Here is a 15,821-nt window from a genome sequence, read left to right on the forward strand (position 1 = left end):
GGGGCGGAAGCTGATGTCGGCCCGGCACGCTCGGGAGCGGCGCGCCGAGGCGGCGGGCCTGTCCGGCCCGCCCGAACGGCGGCAGCTCACCGTGATGTTCTGCGACCTCGTCGATTCGACGGCCCTGGCCTCGCGCCTCGACCCGGAGGATCTCCGCGACGTGCTGCGGGCCTACCAGGCCCTCTGCGCCGAGATCGTGCGGCGCCACGGCGGGACGGTGGCGCAGTTCCAGGGCGACGGCGTCGTCAGCTACTTCGGCTTCCCGGTCGCCCAGGAGGACAGCGTCGAGGCGGCCGTGCGGGCGGGGCTGGAGATCCTGCGCCGGATGTCCTCCCTGCGCACCCCGCCCGAGACCGCCGGGGGCCCGCCCGCGGGGCCGGCCCAGGTCCGCATCGGCGTCGCGACGGGCCTCGTCGTGGTCGAGGACGCCGGCTCGGGCAGCGCCGGGGTGGTCGGGCAGGTGCCGAACCTCGCCTCGCGCATCCAGGCGGTCGCCTCGCCCGGCACCCTCCTGATCGCGGACGCCACCCGCCGCCTGCTCGGCTCCCTGTTCGACCTGACCGATCTCGGCCCCCACCGGCTCAAGGGCATCGCCGAGGCGGTGGTGCTGTGGCGGGTCGAGGGGGCCCGCGAGGACGCCGCCCGCTCCGATGCCCGCCGCAACGGCAGCGTCCATGTCGGGCGGGACGAGGAACTCGCCCGACTCTCCGCCGCCTGGGAGGAGGCCAAGCGGGGAAGCGGGCAGGTCGTGCTGGTGGGCGGCGAGCCCGGGATCGGCAAGTCGGCCCTGCTGCGGGCCTGGACCGCCCGGCTCGCGGAGGCGGAGGTCATCCGCATCGGGCTCCAATGCTCCCCGCGCCACACCCACAGCCCGCTCTACCCGCTGGTCGCCCATCTGCGCCGCATCGCCCGGATCGCCCCCGCGGATCCGCCCGCGGCGCGCCGGGAGAAGCTGGAGCGGCTCCTCGCGCCGGAGCGCCGGGCCGAGGGGGCGGAGCTCCTCGCGCATCTCCTCTCCGTGGCCCTCGACGGCGCCCCGGCCGGGCCGGAGCCGACCGCCGACCAGCGCAAGGCCGCGACCCTGGCCCTCCTCGCCGAGGAGGTGATCGGGCTCGCCGCCCGCCGCCCCGTGGTGATGGCCGTGGAGGACGCGCAATGGGCCGATCCGACCACCGAGGAGCTGGCCCGGCTGGTCATCGGGCGGCTCGCCGGCCGGCGGCTGCTCCTGCTCGTCACCGCGCGGCCCGAATACCGGCCGGCCTGGGCCGAAGCGGCTGGCCTGCGGCCGCCCTGGGCCGAAGCGGCCGGCGTGCACCGGCTGTCCCTGTCGGGCCTCGCCCCCGGGGAGGCGGAGGATCTCGTGCGCGGCGTGGCGCGCGGCCGGCCCCTCGCGCCCGAGGCGCGGCGCGCCATCGTCGCCAAGGCCGACGGCGTGCCGCTCTTCATCGAGGAGCTGACCAGCGCCGTGCTGGAGGAGCGCGACGCCGCGGACCGGCCGCGGGACGGGGGCGGCGAGGCGCCGCGCGTGCCCGCGACCCTGCAGGACATCATCATGGCGCGCCTCGACCGCCTCGGCCGCGCCAAGCCCGTGGCCCAGGTCGGGGCCGCCCTCGGGCGCTCCTTCTCGCGGCGCATGCTCGAGCGGGTCGCCGAGCGGGACGAGGAGGAGATCGCCGCGGCGCTGGCGGAGATCGTCCAGGCCGGCCTCCTGCTGGAACAGCCCGGCGGCGCCGGCGCGACCTACCAGTTCAAGCACGCGCTGGTGCAGGATGCCGCCTACGAGAGCCTGCTGCGGGCGAGCCGCCGGGCGCTGCACGGCCGCATCGCCGCGGTGATCGAGGAGGATTGCCCGGACCTCGCCGAGACCGAGCCCGAGACCCTCGCGCATCACCTGCGCGGGGCGCGGGCCTTCCTGCGCGCCGCCGCCGCCTCCCTGCGGGCCGGGCAGCGGGCGGCGGCACGCTTCGCCAACCCGGAGGCGATCCAGCATTTCCGCGCCGGGCTGGACGATCTCGCGCGGGCGGACTCGACACCGGCGGACTTGGCACGGGCGGACTTGGCACGGGCGGACTTGGCACGGGCGGACTTGGCACAGGCGGACTTGGCGGAGCCGGCAGCGGCGGCCCACGGCCCGCTCGCGGCGCGGCTCCATCTCGGGCTCGCCCAATCCTTCTACGTGGTGAAGGGGCCCGCCCACGGCGATACGGTGGCGGCCTATGCCCGGGCGCACGACCTCGCCGCGCATCTCACCGACCCGGAGGAGCGCTTCGCCCTGCTCTGGGGCGTGTTCTCCGGCCACCATTTCGCGGCCCGCTTCGGGCCGGCGGAGGCCTCGGCCCGGGAGGCCCTGGCCCTGGCGCGCGGCGCCGGCGACCCGACCCATCTCTGCCAAGCCCACCGCATGCTGGGCTATGTGGGCTTCTTCCGCGGCGACCTGCCGGGCGCGAGGGCGCATTTCGGCGAGGTCCGCCGCCTCTACCGGCCCGACCCTCACCGGGGCCTGGCACCGATCTTCGGGGCGGATTGCCAGGTCGGGGCGGCGGGGTTCGAGAGCGTGCTCCTCTGCGTCCAGGGGCATCCCGACGAGGCCGTGGCGATGACGGAGGCGAACCTGCGCGACGCGCGGCGCCTCGGCCATCCGGCGAGCATCGGCTGGGCCTACGCCGCGGCGGCCTACGTCCACCATTACCGCGGCGACCGGGCCGCGACCGGGGCGGTGGCGGCGGAGGGCTTCGCCTATTGCCGGGCCCACGCCATCGCGGCCTGGGGCCTGCACTGCAAGGTGTTCCTGGCGTGGTCGGGCGCGACCGGGCCCGAGCGGGCCGACCGCGCCGCCGAGATCCTCCGCGACATCGCCGATGCGGCGACGCGCACCCGCCTGGGCCTGCCGCAGCTGCGCGGGCTCGCCGCCGAGGCGCTCCTCCTGTGCGGGGACCCAGCACCGGCGCGGGAGCAGGTCCGGATCGCCCTCGACGAGATCGCCGAGACGGGCCAGGCCGTGTTCGCGCCGATGCTGCTGCGGCTGCGCGGCCTCTGCGCCCTCGCCTGCGACGAGGGCGGGGCCGCCGACCGGCTCGGCGAGGCGGTCGCGGCGGCGCGGGCCGTGGGGGCGGACCTCCTGCGGGCGCGGGCGGAGGGGGATCTCGCGGCCCTGGCGACGCCCGGGGCCGCGGGACCGGACCGGGTCCGGGCGCTGCTGCGGGGCGCGTGACGCGGGCGGGGCGCCCCGTCCTCGCGCCAGGACGGGGGGCCCGTGCTACGGCTCCCGCATGACGACGCTCCTCGCCTACGCCCTCGCGGCCCTCGCCGAGATCGCCGGCTGCTTCGCAATCTGGGCGTGGCTGCGCCTCGGCCGCTCGCCCCTCTGGCTCGGCCCGGGCCTCGCGTCCCTGATCCTCTTCGCCGTGCTGCTGACGCGGGTCGAGAGCGCGGCCGCGGGCCGGGCCTACGCCGCCTACGGGGGCGTCTACGTGGCGGCCTCGCTCCTCTGGCTCTGGGCCGCGGAGGGACAGCGGCCGGACCGCTGGGATCTCGGCGGCGCGGCGCTCTGCCTCGCGGGCAGCGCCGTCGTCCTGCTCGGGCCGCGGGGATGAGGGCGGAACGCCGACGAGGGCGGAACGCCGACGAGGGCGGGGCGCCGGCCCGGCACCCGCGCCACCTGACGAATCCGTAATCTGCGGGCCACGGGCCGGTCAGGGCGCTCCTCCGAGAATGGCCTCATCAGATCAGGGCCGCGGGGCCGATCGGCCGCCGCGCCCTCCCGCCGATCCGGAGGAATCTTGACCATGTCCGAGCCCGTTCCCGCCTCCCGTCTCCATCGCAAGGCGCTCGCGTCCGTGGCCGCCGTGACGCTCGTGGCGACGGGCGCGCTCGGCTCCGCCTTCCTGCCGCCGAGCACGCCGGTCCTCGCCCAGGCCCTGCCGCAGACCCCGATCACCGCCCCCGAGCACCCGCCGGGCAGCTTCGCGCCGATCGTCAACCGGGTGAAGCCCGGCGTCGTCTCGGTGAAGGTCAAGCTCAAGGACGACGCGGCGGATGACGAGGAGGGCGGCCCCGGCGGCCAGAACGTGCCGCCGCAGCTGCGCGAGTTCTTCCGCCGCTTCGGCGAGAACGGCATGCCCAACCGGCCGCACCGCAACGGCGGCCGCGCCGCGCAGGGCTCGGGCTTCTTCATCTCGGCGGACGGCTACGTCGTCACCAACAACCACGTGGTCGAGAACGCCAAGTCGGTGGAGGTCACCCTCGACGACGGCCGCACCCTCGACGCCAAGGTGGTCGGCACCGACCCGAAGACCGACCTCGCGCTGCTCAAGGTCACGGAGGGCAACGGCTCCTTCCCCTACGTGAGGCTCGCGCACGGCGCGCCGCAGGTCGGCGACTGGGTGGTGGCGATCGGCAACCCCTTCGGCCTCGGCGGCACCGTCACGGCCGGCATCGTCTCGGCCCGCGGCCGCGACATCGGCGCCGGGCCCTACGACGACTTCCTGCAGATCGATGCGCCGATCAACAAGGGCAATTCGGGCGGCCCGACCTTCAACGTGTCGGGCGAGGTCGTCGGCGTGAACACTGCCATCGCCTCGCCGTCGGGCGGCAATGTGGGCCTCGCCTTCGCCATCCCCTCCGAGACGGTGCAGGCGGTCGTCGACCAGCTGCGGACGGACGGCAAGGTCGCCCGCGGCTATCTGGGCCTCCAGATCCAGCCCGTCACCAAGGACATCGCCGAGGGGCTCGGCCTCGACAAGGCGAAGGGCGCGCTCGTCACCAGCGCCCAGGACGGCACGCCGGCCGCCAAGGCGGGCCTGAAGTCCGGCGACGTGGTCCAGGCGGTGAACGGGGATCCGGTCGGCGACGCGCGCGAATTGTCGCGCCGGATCGCCTCGATGAAGCCGGGCACCAAGGTCCAGCTGTCCTACCTGCGCGGCGGCAAGACCGACACCGCGACGGTCGAACTCGCGACCCTGCCGAACGACACCCGGGTCGCGGCCCGGGAGGAGCGCGGGCGGGGCTCGGACGCGCAGCCGCGGCTCGGCCTGAGCCTCGCGCCCGCCGACGCGGTGGGCGCCGGCCAGGAGGGCGTGGCGGTGGTGAACGTCGATCCGGACGGCCCGGCGGCGGCCAAGGGCATCGAGCCCGGCGACGTCATCCTCGACGTCGGCGGCCAGCCGGTCTCCTCGGTCTCCGACGTGCAGGGCCGGATCCGGGCCGCCGAGCGCGACGGCCGCAAGGCCGTGCTGATGCGGGTGAAGAGCGACAAGGGCACGCGCTTCGTCGCCATCGCCCTCCAGAACCGCAACGGCTGATCCGCCGGCCTCACGGCGAGGCCCGTCAGGGACGAGGGCCGGCTCCGCGAGGGGCCGGCCCTTCCCGCGTCAGGGGCTGCACAGGCCCGCATGATCCGGGATCCGCTTGATCAAAGCGGATCCCGGATCACACGCCTGCGCGGCGCCTGAGCGAAGCCCAAATCCGCCATCCCGAAGGGATCAAGCGGATTTGGTATCAGGGGCTGCACAGCACCGCGAGGCGTCGCCCGGAGACGCGCCCGCGCCCGGTCCCGTCCGAGCGGACGCGGTCCCCCTCAAGCCGGACCTGGCCGGCATTCTCGATCAGCGTGTAGCGCAGCCGCTCCAGGGCGAGCCCGTACCGGCCCGACCAGAGCCGCAACGCCCCGCAGAACCGCGCGAGGGTCTGGCGGCCGAAGCGGACCGGGCCGAGGAGCGGCGCGATCTCCCCGGTCCCGAAGGCGGCGCTGCGGAAGCCGGCCAGCAGGTCGGGGCGCCCCTGCGCGAGGTCGAAGGCGGCGAGGGATTCGACGCCGAGCGCGCCCGCCCGCGCGGGCGGCGTCGTCGCCAGCGTGAGCGCCAGGGGCTGGTCGGTCAGCAGCAGGACGGCGCGGTCCGGCGCCTCGGTCAGGTCGACGGACAGGGGGCGGTAGGCCCGCGCCTCGCCGGACCGCGGCTCCGTGAATCTGAGCCCGATCACGTCCAGCCACGCGGCCGAGCCCGAGACGCGGTCGGGATGGGCCACGAAGCCGAGCAGGCGGCCGCGCTGCGCCCGGCGCTCGGCGGCGATGTCGGGCGTCGCGATCTCGGGCGAGGGAGCGCCGCCCCGCGTCGCCTCGCGCCGCTCCGGCGGATCGGGGGAGGGCGGCGCCGCCGGCCGCTCCGGAGGCCCCGCCGGCCGCTCCGGCGGGCGCGCGTCCCGCTCCGGCGGCTCTGCGGGCGCGTCCGGCGGAACCGAGGGCCGAAGCGCCTCGCCCTGCGCGCAGGGGGCGCAGGCGGCGGGCGGCGCGGGGGCGGCAGGGCCGGGGCTTGCGGGCGCCGCCGCCTGCACCGCCGGCGCGGGAGCCGGGGCGGGGCGGCGGGCGACGAGGCCGACGCGCGGATCGAGGAGCAGGATCAGCACGAGCGGGCTCGCCACCGCGACGAGCGCGGCGAGGCCGATCAGGCCGCTGACGATCCTCTGTCCCACGCCGCCTCCACCTTGGCCGTTCGGCGCGCAGTATGCGTGCCCCGGCCCGGAGAAAGTGTCAGCAGCGGCGACTTAGGCCGGTCCTTGGCTGGGGATTGCGGGCATGACGGGGCGCGGCGGGGCGTCCCGCCTCGCTTGACCCGGCGCGGCGGCCAGCCGCAGGCTCGCGGCGGTGGAGGAGGGACTCATGCGCCGGATCGGACTCGCCGCCCTGCTCTGTCTCGGGGTCGCGTCCCAGGCCCGGGCCGATGCCTGCGCGCGGCTCGCCGGACGGGTCGTGACCGTGACCGGGGCGGCGATCGCGGGCCGCAGCGGCAGCACCGTCGCCTTCGGGGCGGCGGATGCGGACCTGATGCTGCTCGATTGCCGGGCGCCCGGGCGGATGATCCTGCGCGCGCGCTTCGCCGAGCCGAGCCGCGCCACCTTCGTCCTCGTCGGGCTCGCCGCGCAGGCCCTGGCCGGGGCGCGCGCCGAGGAGGCGGAACGCCTCGCCCTCGTGCTGCATCGCGCGGCCCGGGAGGGAGGCGGCCCGGCTTCCGGACGGGCCGGGCCGGTGGCGATCACCTGCACGGCCGTGCCGGTCGGCGAATTCCCGACGAGCTGCCTGCTGCGCCGGGCCGGGCGCGCCGGCCGGGATCAGGCTGCCTCCGGGGTCGAGCGGGTCTGGTTGCGGCCGCCGGCCTTGGCCGCGTACAGGGCCTCGTCCGCGAGCCGGTAGAGATCCGCGAGATTCCGGGCGGTCCCGGCGACCGCGACGCCGATGCTCACCGTCAGGAAGCCGGGGCCGAGGGCCGCCTGCGCGACGGCGAGGCCGGCGACCCGGGCGTGGACCGAGGCGGCGATCCGCGCCGCCCCGAGGGCCCGCTGATGGAGAGGCGAGGTCCGGGTCCTGCCGGTGGCGCTGGAAATAGGGCCGGTCGGCCGTGTTGCCCGGCGGAGCCGGCCCGCCGACGGATTCGGCGACCGCCTCACCGTTCTCGTCGCGGATCGTCATCGCGCCGATGTCGCGGGCGGTCGTCGCCCGGTCGAACAGGAGCTTGCGCCGGGTCTCGGGGTCGAGCGCGCCCAGTCCGGGCCTGGACAGGGTCTCGATCGCGCCGCGCAGGGCGAGGTCGATGATCGCGATGGTGTGGGTGATGTCGTGGTCGAGGACCTGCAGCAGGTTCCGGGAGGCCTGCTCGGCCCGCGCCCACGCGTCGTCGCGCATGGCGGAGGGCATCAGGCCGCAGATCAGCAGGGTCCCGGCCGTCGCCGCGGGACCCAAGGCGACCGGCAGTCGCGCGGGGCAGCGCAGGCGCAAGTCCCCGACCAGGTCCGCGCGGCGTGGCCGGGCGGTCCGGACGCGGTCGCCCGGGAGGGCGCTGCTCCGAGGCTGGCAGAGGGTCTTGCGGCTCGGCATGGCGGGGTCACGAATGGCACGCGAGCGTGGAGGCTTGGTTGCCCCACAAGGCGTGGTTGCCCACCGGGCAGGGTCGCGGGGGGCCGCCCCCGTCGGCGATGTTCCCGCGCCGGAAAATGCTCTAACCCTCGCTCCGTGCTCGCTCCCTCCCCATCCCCCCGCTCCGGGCTGCCTCCCCCATGCCCCCTCGCTCCCCGCTCCGGCATCCCGCTCCCCGCGCCCGGGGATCCGCCGCGTGACCGACGGCGCCTCCCGGCTGATCCTGATCCTCGCCGCGGGCGGCTTCGCCAGCACCTTCGCGGGCCGCGTGGTCGAGCCCCTGGTCGGCGTGCTGGCGCGGGATTTCGCCAGCCCACCCGCCACGGTCGCGCTCCTCTCGACCGCCTTCGCGCTGCCCTACGCGCTGATCCAGCCGGTGCTCGGCCCGGTCGGCGATGCGCTCGGCAAGGAGCGGGTGGTCGTCACCTGCCTGGGCATCCTGACCCTGGCGCTGGCGGCGAGCATCGTGGCCGGGGACATCCGGCTGCTGTTCGGCCTGCGCATGCTGGCGGGCGCCGCGGCGGGCGGGGTCATTCCCCTGGCCCTCGCCATGATGGGCGACCGCATCCCGATGGAGCGGCGGCAGGTCGCCATCGGGCGCTTCCTCGTGGCGGTCATCCTCGGGCAGCTGATGGGCTCCACCGTCTCGGGGCTCATCGAGGGGCTGATCGGCTGGCGGGGCGTGTTCGCCCTCTCGGCCCTGGTGGCGCTCTCGGGCTGCGGCGCCGTCCTCCTCGGCTTCGCCCGCGCGCTGCGCGCGCCGGGCGGGCGCTTCGCCCTCGGCCCGGCCGCGCGGCGCTACCGGGCGATCCTCGCCAATCCGCGCGCCCGGGTGCTGTTCGGGGCGGTCTTCGTCGAGGCGATCGCGGTGTTCGGGATCTTCCCGCACCTCGCCCACCTGATCGAGGCCCGGGGCGAGGGTGGCCCGCGCGAGGCGGGCTTGGTGCTGGCGGGCTTCGCGGCCGGCGGCCTCGCCTACTCGCTCCTCGTCGGCCTGCTCCTGCGGCTCCTCGGCCAGACCCGGATGCTGATGGCAGGGGGCGCGATCGCCGGGGGGGCCCTGCTGACGGTCGGACTCGCCGGCGCGTGGCAGGTCGATGCGGCGGCGCTGGTGGCGCTCGGCCTCGGCTTCTACATGCTGCACAACACCTACCAGGTGCAGGTGACCGAGGTGGCGCCCGAGGCCCGCGCCTCGGCGGTGGCGCTCCACGCCTTCTCGTTCTTCTGCGGCCAAGCCCTCGGCGTCGCGGTGCTCGGGGCCGGGCTCACGGCCCTCGGCCAGTTCGGGGCGCTCGCATCCTGCGCGGCGCTCATCCTGGGGCTCGGTCTCGTCACCGCGTGGCGCCTGTCGCGGCCCATTAGGCCCCGGTCTTCCCAAACAGAAGATACAATGAACGGTCGATGAACAAAGATGTCTCCCGGCGTTGGATGGCTCTGCTCTAGAGCTGAGAGCCGGAACCAGCCGTCGGTTCGGCCGTTGTCCTGCCTAAACAGATCCACACGCGAGGAGATCACATGCGCAAAGTCGCGCTCCTGTCCGCCGCCGCCCTGTCGCTGGGCGCGATGGCCACCGTCTCGGCCCCGGCCGAGGCCCGGCCCGGCTATCGCGGCGGATACGCCCACGGCTATTACGGCCGCCCCTACGCGCACGCCTATCGCGGCCGGCGCGGCATCTCCACCGGCGCGGCGGTCGGCCTGGGCATCGCGGGCCTCGCGGCGGGCGCCATCGCGGCCGACGCGGCGCGGCGCAACGGCTACTCTTACGGCGCGCCGGCCTACCGGGCCCCGGCCTACGGCTACTACGACTACGATTACTGAGCCGGATCGCCGATCCGGACGGAGGGCGGCTGGGACCATCCCGGCCGCCCTCGTCGCGCGTCGGCAGCGCGCGAGCCTCTTCGCGAGGCTCTTGCGGCGCGAGAGGCCCTCAGCCCCGGGCCCGGTAGGGCGGCACGCCCTGATCCGGCAGCCAGAGCGAGGCGGGCGGCGCCCCGGTCTGCCAGAACACGTCGATCGGGATGCCGCCGCGCGGGTACCAGTAGCCGCCGATGCGCAGGAAGCGCGGCTCCAGCAGCCCGGCGAGGCGCTTGCCGATCGTCACGGTGCAATCCTCGTGGAAGGCGCCGTGGTCGCGGAAGCTGTGCAGGTAGAGCTTAAGCGACTTCGATTCGACGAGCCAGTTCCCGGGCACGTAGTCGATCACCAGGATCGCGAAGTCGGGCTGGCCGGTCACCGGGCAGAGCGAGGTGAATTCCGGCGCCGTGAAGCGGGCGAGGTAGTCCGTGTCCGGGTGCGGGTTCGGCACCCGGTCGAGCACCGCCTCCTCGGGCGAGCGGGGCAGGGCGGAGGACCGCCCGAGTTGCAGGGTTTCGTGCGTCATGCGCCCGATATAGGGGCGGGCGGAGCCGGGCGGTACCGGCGCCGCGCCTCGATCGGACGCAGCTCGCCTTCGGGGTCCTCCCCCGGGGTTCTCCCAGGGGGTCCTCGCCTTCGGGGTCCTTGCCGGGCGCGGCGACTTGGCCGATAAGCCCGGCCTGTCGGCCGCCGCCGGAGAGCCTTTCATGACCGCGATCACCAACATCGCCGCCCGCCAGATCCTCGACAGCCGGGGCAATCCCACCGTGGAGGTGGACGTCCTCCTGGAGGACGGCTCCTTCGGCCGCGCCGCCGTGCCCTCGGGCGCCTCGACGGGCGCCCACGAGGCGGTCGAGCTGCGCGACGGCGACAAGGGCCGGTTCGGCGGCAAGGGCGTGCTCAAGGCGGTGGCCGCGGTCAACGGCGAGATCCTGGACGCGATCGGCGGCATGGATGCCGAGGACCAGGTCGCGGTCGACGAGGCGATGATCGAGCTCGACGGGACGCCCAACAAGGCCCGGCTCGGCGCCAACGCCATCCTGGGCGTCTCGCTCGCCGTCGCCAAGGCCGCCGCCGAGGCCTCCGGGCTCCCGCTCTACCGCTACGTCGGCGGCACCCAGGCCCGCGTCCTGCCGGTGCCGATGATGAACATCATCAATGGCGGCGTGCACGCGGACAACCCGATCGACTTCCAGGAATTCATGATCATGCCGGTCGGCGCCGCCTCGATCGCCGAAGCGGTGCGGATGGGCGCGGAGGTGTTCCAGACCCTCAAGGGCGCGCTCAAGAAGGCCGGCCACAACACCAACGTGGGCGACGAGGGCGGCTTCGCCCCGAACCTGCCCTCGGCCGAGGCCGCCCTCGACTTCGTGATGGAGTCGATCCGGGCCGCCGGCTACGCGCCGGGCGAGGACATCGTGCTGGCCCTCGACTGCGCGGCGACCGAGTTCTTCAAGAACGGCGCCTACGCGTACGAGGGCGAGGGCCAGACCCGCGACCCCGAGGCCCAGGCCGCCTACCTCGCCAAGCTCGTCAACGCCTACCCGATCCGCTCGATCGAGGACGGCATGGCGGAGGACGACTGGTTGGGCTGGAAGGCGCTCACCGACCGGATCGGCGACCGCTGCCAGCTCGTCGGCGACGACCTCTTCGTAACCAACGTGGCGCGGCTCTCGGAGGGCATCGCCAAGGGCACGGCGAACTCGATCCTCGTCAAGGTCAACCAGATCGGCTCGCTCACCGAGACGCTGGCGGCGGTCGATATGGCCCACCGGGCCGGCTACACCGCGGTGATGTCCCACCGCTCGGGCGAGACCGAGGATTCCACCATCGCGGACCTCGCCGTCGCGACGAATTGCGGGCAGATCAAGACCGGCTCGCTCGCCCGCTCGGACCGGCTCGCCAAGTACAACCAGCTCATCCGCATCGAGGAGGGCCTGGGGGCCCAGGCGCGCTACGCCGGCCGCGGCGCCCTCAAGGCCTGACCGCGGGCCGCCCGTCGATCCGGACCGGGCGCGCCGCCACGGCGCGCACCGGAAGCGCGCCGCGCGGCGGCCGTGAGGCTTCCTTAACCATCGCGGCCCAAGCTGCCGGCATGGTCGTCCGTCGCCGCGCCCGCGCCCTCCTGCTCCCGCTCGCCCTCTACGCCGCCTCGGTGCTGGCGGTGGGCTACTTCCTGCGCGAGGCCGAGAGCGGCAGCCGCGGCCTCCAGGCCAAGCGGGCCCTCAAGATCCAGGCCTACAATCTCCAGAAGGAGCTCGACGCCGCCAAGGCGGACCGGGCCGAGTGGGAGCGGCGGGTCGCGCTGCTGCGCAGCGACCAGATCGACCGCGACCTCCTGGAGGAGCGCGCCCGCCTGATGCTCGGGCGCGTGCACCCGAACGACGTCGTCATCATCAATCCCTGATTCGCGCCGGCGGGCGCGGGGCCCGGTGCGCGGACCGCCCCATGGGGCACGGGCCGCGCCCTCCTCCGCGCGGCCCGCCGGCGGCACTCCGGCCCGTTCCGGGCGTTTTCCGCTGCCGCCGCGGCATGGCGGGCCTCGCTTTCCGGCCTCGCCTGCCCTAGAAGGCGTTGGACTAAGGTCGCAGGCCGGGAGGCGCCGATGGAAGCCGGGAGCAAGGCACGCCGCGAGGACAAGACCGCGAGCCCGCCCCCCGCGAACGCGCCGCACTTCACGCGCGACGAGGACGTGCACGCCTACAGCGAGATGCTGCTGATCCGCCGCTTCGAGGAGAAGGCCGGCCAGCTCTACGGGATGGGCCTGATCGGCGGCTTCTGCCACCTCTATATCGGCCAGGAGGCCGTGGTGATCGGGGTCCAGATGGCCTCGAAGGAGGGCGACCAGGTCATCACCGGCTACCGCGACCACGGCCACATGCTGGCCTGCGGCATGGACCCCAAGGGCGTGATGGCGGAACTGACCGGGCGGCGGGGCGGCTATTCCCGCGGCAAGGGCGGCTCCATGCACATGTTCTCCCGCGAGAAGAACTTCTACGGCGGCCACGGCATCGTCGGGGCCCAGGTCTCCCTCGGCACCGGTCTCGGCTTCGCCAACAAGTACCGCGGCGACGGGGCGGTCAGCCTGACCTACATGGGCGACGGCGCCGCCAACCAGGGCCAGGTCTACGAGAGCTTCAACATGGCGGAGCTGTGGAAGCTGCCCGTCGTCTACGTGATCGAGAACAACCGCTACGCCATGGGCACCTCGGTGACCCGGGCCTCGGCGCAGACGGACTTCTCGAAGCGCGGCGTCTCCTTCGGCATCCCGGGCGAGCAGGTCGACGGCATGGACGTGCGCGCCGTGCGCGACGCCGCCGCCCGGGCCATCGCGCATGCCCGGTCGGGGGAGGGGCCCTACATCCTGGAGATGCAGACCTACCGCTACCGCGGCCACTCGATGTCCGACCCGGCCAAGTACCGGACCAAGGACGAGGTCGCGCGGATGCGCGAGGAATCCGACCCGATCGAGCAGGTCCGCAAGCGGCTGCTCGGCCCGCACAAGGTCCCGGAGAACGAGATCAAGGCGATCGACGCCCAGGTGCGGGAGATCGTCAACGAGGCGGCGGACTTCGCCACCAACGACCCCGAGCCCGATCCCGCCGAGCTGTGGACCGACGTCCTGCTCGAGCCCGCCCGCGCCTGACCCTCTCATCGGATCGACAGAGCACCCATGCCGACCGACATCCTGATGCCCGCCCTCTCGCCGACCATGGAGCAGGGCAAGCTGGCGAAATGGCTCAAGAAGGAGGGGGATCCGGTCAAGCCCGGCGACGTGCTGGCCGAGATCGAGACCGACAAGGCGACCATGGAGGTCGAGGCGGTCGACGAGGGGATCCTCGCCAAGATCCTGATCGCGGACGGCACCGACAACGTCGCGGTCAACACGCCGATCGCCGTGCTGGCGGGCGAGGGCGAGGACGTCTCCGCCGCCAAGCCGAACGGCAAGGGCAGGGGCGGCGCCAAGGGCGAGGCGAAGGCTGAGGCCAAGACCGACGCGAAGACCGAAGCGAAGACCGAAGCGAAGGGCGCGCCCACGCCCGACATGCAGGACGAGGGCCGGGCCCGGGCGCCCGCGCCGGCGGCCAAGGGCAGCGACGACGCGCCGGTCGCCCCGGCCGCCCCCGCCACCATCACAAGCCGCAGCGCGGATCGGGCGATGGAGGAGATCCCGGAGGGCACCGAGATGGTGACCCAGACGGTGCGCGAGGCCCTGCGCGACGCCATGGCGGAGGAGATGCGCCGGGACGAGGCGGTCTTCGTGATGGGCGAGGAGGTCGCCGAGTACCAGGGCGCCTACAAGATCACCCAGGGGCTGCTGCAGGAATTCGGCGCCCGCCGCGTCGTCGACACGCCGATCACCGAGCACGGCTTCGCCGGGGTCGGGGTCGGGGCGGCCTTCACGGGGCTGCGCCCGATCGTCGAGTTCATGACCTTCAACTTCGCCATGCAGGCGATCGACCAGATCATCAACTCGGCCGCCAAGACCCTCTACATGTCGGGCGGGCAGCTCGGCTGCCCGATCGTGTTCCGCGGCCCGAACGGCGCCGCCGCCCGCGTCGCCGCCCAGCACAGCCACGACTACGCCGCCTGGTACTCGAACGTGCCGGGCCTGAAGGTGGTGATGCCCTACACCGCCTCGGACGCGAAGGGCCTGCTCAAGAGCGCCATCCGCGACCCGAATCCGGTGATCTTCCTGGAGAACGAGATCCTGTACGGCCAGTCCTTCCCGGTGCCCAAGCGCGACGATTTCCTGGTGCCGATCGGCAAGGCGAAGGTGCACCGGGAGGGCCAGGACGTCACCATCGTGTCCTTCGGCATCGGCATGACCTACGCGCTCAAGGCCGCGCACGAACTCGCCGAGCAGGGGATCGGCGCCGAGGTGATCGACCTGCGCACGATCCGGCCGATGGATTCCGCGACGGTGGTCGAATCGGTGAAGAAGACCGGCCGCTGCATCACCGTCGAGGAGGGTTTCCCGCAATCGGGGGTCGGCGCCGAGATCGCCGCGCGGGTCATGGTCGACGCCTTCGACTATCTCGACGCGCCGGTGCTGCGCATCACCGGCAAGGACGTGCCGATGCCCTACGCGGCCAACCTGGAGAAGCTGGCGCTGCCGACCGTGGCCGAGGTGATCGAGGCGGCCAAGGCCGTCTGCTACCGGTAGCCCGATGGCCGAGAATCCCCGCTTCGAGGCGCTCTCGGTCCCGCCGGACGCCCTGGACCTGGGCGGCGTCGAGGTGCTGCGCGCCGCGGTGGTGGACGGGGCGGTGAGCGTCGCCCTGCGCCGCTCCTTCGACGATCCCGCCACCTGGGGCCGCCTGCTGATCGACCTCGCCCGGCAGGCCGCCCGCGTCTACGGGCGCGAGACCGAGATCTCGGAGGAGGAGGCCTTCGCGCGCATCCGCGCCGGGATGGAGGCGGAGAGCCTCGATCCCGACAGCCTCAACTGAGGGCCGCCGGCATGGCCGAGCCCGCCCCGCGCGGCGTCACCTCCGCGGACCTCGAAGCGGTCCCGGCGCCCCTCGTCGCCGAGATCATCGACGGGGTGCTGGAGACGCGGCCGCGACCGCGGCACGCGATGGCGGCCGGCGAACTCGCAGGCGAACTCATCCCTCCCTTCGCGCCTCCCTTCGCGCGCGGGCGCGGCGGCCCCGGCGGCTGGGTCTTCATGATCGAGCCGGAGCTTCACTTCGGGCCGCAGGTGGTCGTGCCCGATCTCGCCGGCTGGCGGCCGGGCCGGCTGCCTGCCGAGCCGGCGACACCCTTCGTCGAGACGCCGCCGGACTGGGCCTGCGCGATCCTCTCGCCCTCCACGGCGCGGCTCGACCGCGGCCCGAAGCGCCGCATCTACGCGGAGGCGGGCGTCGCCCATCTCTGGCTGCTCGATCCCGCGGACGGCGTGCTCGCAGCCTTCGCGCTGACGGAGGGCCGCTGGCTGCTCGTCGGCACCGTCGGGCGCGGCGAGATGGTGGCGCTCGCGCCCTACGACGCCGTGCCGTTCCCCCTCGACGACCTCTTCCCCCTGGACGCCCCGGCCGCTCCGACCGAGACCTGACGC

At 74.5% G+C, this 15,821-nt stretch carries 15 protein-coding genes; 12 read left to right on the top strand and 3 right to left on the bottom strand.

The annotated features are described in order from the left end of the window. The first annotated feature begins 13 nt into the window (after window positions 1–13). The 3 genes from QA634_RS29710 to QA634_RS29720 all read left to right on the top strand — a co-directional run bounded on the left by QA634_RS29710 (window position 14) and on the right by QA634_RS29720 (window position 5,300). A complete protein-coding gene (locus tag QA634_RS29710; RefSeq protein WP_012335550.1) occupies window positions 14–3,211 on the top strand; it encodes an AAA family ATPase in 3,198 nt (1,065 codons plus the stop codon). Window positions 3,212–3,269: 58 nt separating this feature from the next. Then, window positions 3,270–3,593, top strand: a complete 324-nt coding sequence (locus QA634_RS29715; RefSeq protein WP_012335551.1) for a YnfA family protein — start codon at window positions 3,270–3,272, stop codon at window positions 3,591–3,593. Between the two features lie 192 nt (window positions 3,594–3,785). Then, the gene (locus QA634_RS29720; protein WP_012335552.1) at window positions 3,786–5,300 is read left to right on the top strand and encodes a Do family serine endopeptidase; all 1,515 of its coding nucleotides are present in this window, start codon (window positions 3,786–3,788) and stop codon (window positions 5,298–5,300) included. Between the two features lie 196 nt (window positions 5,301–5,496). Here QA634_RS29720 and QA634_RS29725 read toward each other — a convergent pair whose 3' ends face one another. Beyond that, the gene (locus tag QA634_RS29725; RefSeq protein WP_012335553.1) at window positions 5,497–6,468 is read right to left on the bottom strand and encodes a hypothetical protein; all 972 of its coding nucleotides are present in this window, start codon (window positions 6,466–6,468) and stop codon (window positions 5,497–5,499) included. Window positions 6,469–6,655: 187 nt separating this feature from the next. On the opposite strand from QA634_RS29725, the gene QA634_RS29730 reads away from it, so the two are divergent. After that, the gene (locus tag QA634_RS29730; protein ID WP_043701732.1) at window positions 6,656–7,186 is read left to right on the top strand and encodes a hypothetical protein; all 531 of its coding nucleotides are present in this window, start codon (window positions 6,656–6,658) and stop codon (window positions 7,184–7,186) included. On the opposite strand, the gene QA634_RS29735 is transcribed toward QA634_RS29730, so the two are convergent. Next, the gene (locus tag QA634_RS29735; RefSeq protein ID WP_083784754.1) at window positions 7,105–7,440 is read right to left on the bottom strand and encodes a diguanylate cyclase domain-containing protein; all 336 of its coding nucleotides are present in this window, start codon (window positions 7,438–7,440) and stop codon (window positions 7,105–7,107) included. The genes QA634_RS29730 and QA634_RS29735 overlap by 82 nt on opposite strands. A 662-nt stretch (window positions 7,441–8,102) precedes the next feature. Here QA634_RS29735 and QA634_RS29740 point away from each other — a divergent pair. Together QA634_RS29740 and QA634_RS29745 are read left to right on the top strand one after the other, a co-directional pair. After that, window positions 8,103–9,311, top strand: a complete 1,209-nt coding sequence (locus QA634_RS29740; protein ID WP_012335554.1) for an MFS transporter — start codon at window positions 8,103–8,105, stop codon at window positions 9,309–9,311. A gap of 110 nt (window positions 9,312–9,421) precedes the next feature. Next, window positions 9,422–9,724: a hypothetical protein gene (locus QA634_RS29745; protein ID WP_012335555.1), complete on the top strand. Its 303-nt coding sequence runs from the start codon at window positions 9,422–9,424 to the stop codon at window positions 9,722–9,724. Window positions 9,725–9,833: 109 nt separating this feature from the next. Here QA634_RS29745 and queF read toward each other — a convergent pair whose 3' ends face one another. Then, entirely contained in the window at window positions 9,834–10,286 is a 453-nt protein-coding gene (queF, locus tag QA634_RS29750) for a preQ(1) synthase (RefSeq protein WP_012335556.1), read from the bottom strand. A gap of 181 nt (window positions 10,287–10,467) precedes the next feature. Between queF and eno the strand changes: the two genes are divergently transcribed. The 6 genes from eno to QA634_RS29780 all read left to right on the top strand — a co-directional run bounded on the left by eno (window position 10,468) and on the right by QA634_RS29780 (window position 15,818). Beyond that, a complete protein-coding gene (gene eno / locus QA634_RS29755; protein WP_012335557.1) occupies window positions 10,468–11,745 on the top strand; it encodes a phosphopyruvate hydratase in 1,278 nt (425 codons plus the stop codon). 110 nt (window positions 11,746–11,855) lie between these two features. Continuing rightward, window positions 11,856–12,167: an FtsB family cell division protein gene (locus QA634_RS29760; protein WP_012335558.1), complete on the top strand. Its 312-nt coding sequence runs from the start codon at window positions 11,856–11,858 to the stop codon at window positions 12,165–12,167. A 198-nt stretch (window positions 12,168–12,365) separates the two neighbouring features. Further along, a complete protein-coding gene (pdhA, locus tag QA634_RS29765; protein WP_012335559.1) occupies window positions 12,366–13,406 on the top strand; it encodes a pyruvate dehydrogenase (acetyl-transferring) E1 component subunit alpha in 1,041 nt (346 codons plus the stop codon). A 27-nt stretch (window positions 13,407–13,433) separates the two neighbouring features. Further along, on the top strand, window positions 13,434–14,927 hold the full coding sequence (locus QA634_RS29770) for a pyruvate dehydrogenase complex E1 component subunit beta (protein WP_012335560.1): 1,494 nt from the start codon (window positions 13,434–13,436) through the stop codon (window positions 14,925–14,927). A gap of 4 nt (window positions 14,928–14,931) precedes the next feature. Continuing rightward, on the top strand, window positions 14,932–15,213 hold the full coding sequence (locus QA634_RS29775; protein ID WP_012335561.1) for a DUF5076 domain-containing protein: 282 nt from the start codon (window positions 14,932–14,934) through the stop codon (window positions 15,211–15,213). An 11-nt stretch (window positions 15,214–15,224) separates the two neighbouring features. Further along, window positions 15,225–15,818 carry a Uma2 family endonuclease gene (locus QA634_RS29780; RefSeq protein ID WP_012335562.1) on the top strand — a complete coding sequence of 198 codons (594 nt, stop codon included), beginning with the start codon at window positions 15,225–15,227 and terminating at the stop codon, window positions 15,816–15,818. Window positions 15,819–15,821 lie beyond the last annotated feature (3 nt).

This window comes from Methylobacterium sp. CB376 (assembly GCF_029714205.1).
GTDB lineage: Bacteria > Pseudomonadota > Alphaproteobacteria > Rhizobiales > Beijerinckiaceae > Methylobacterium.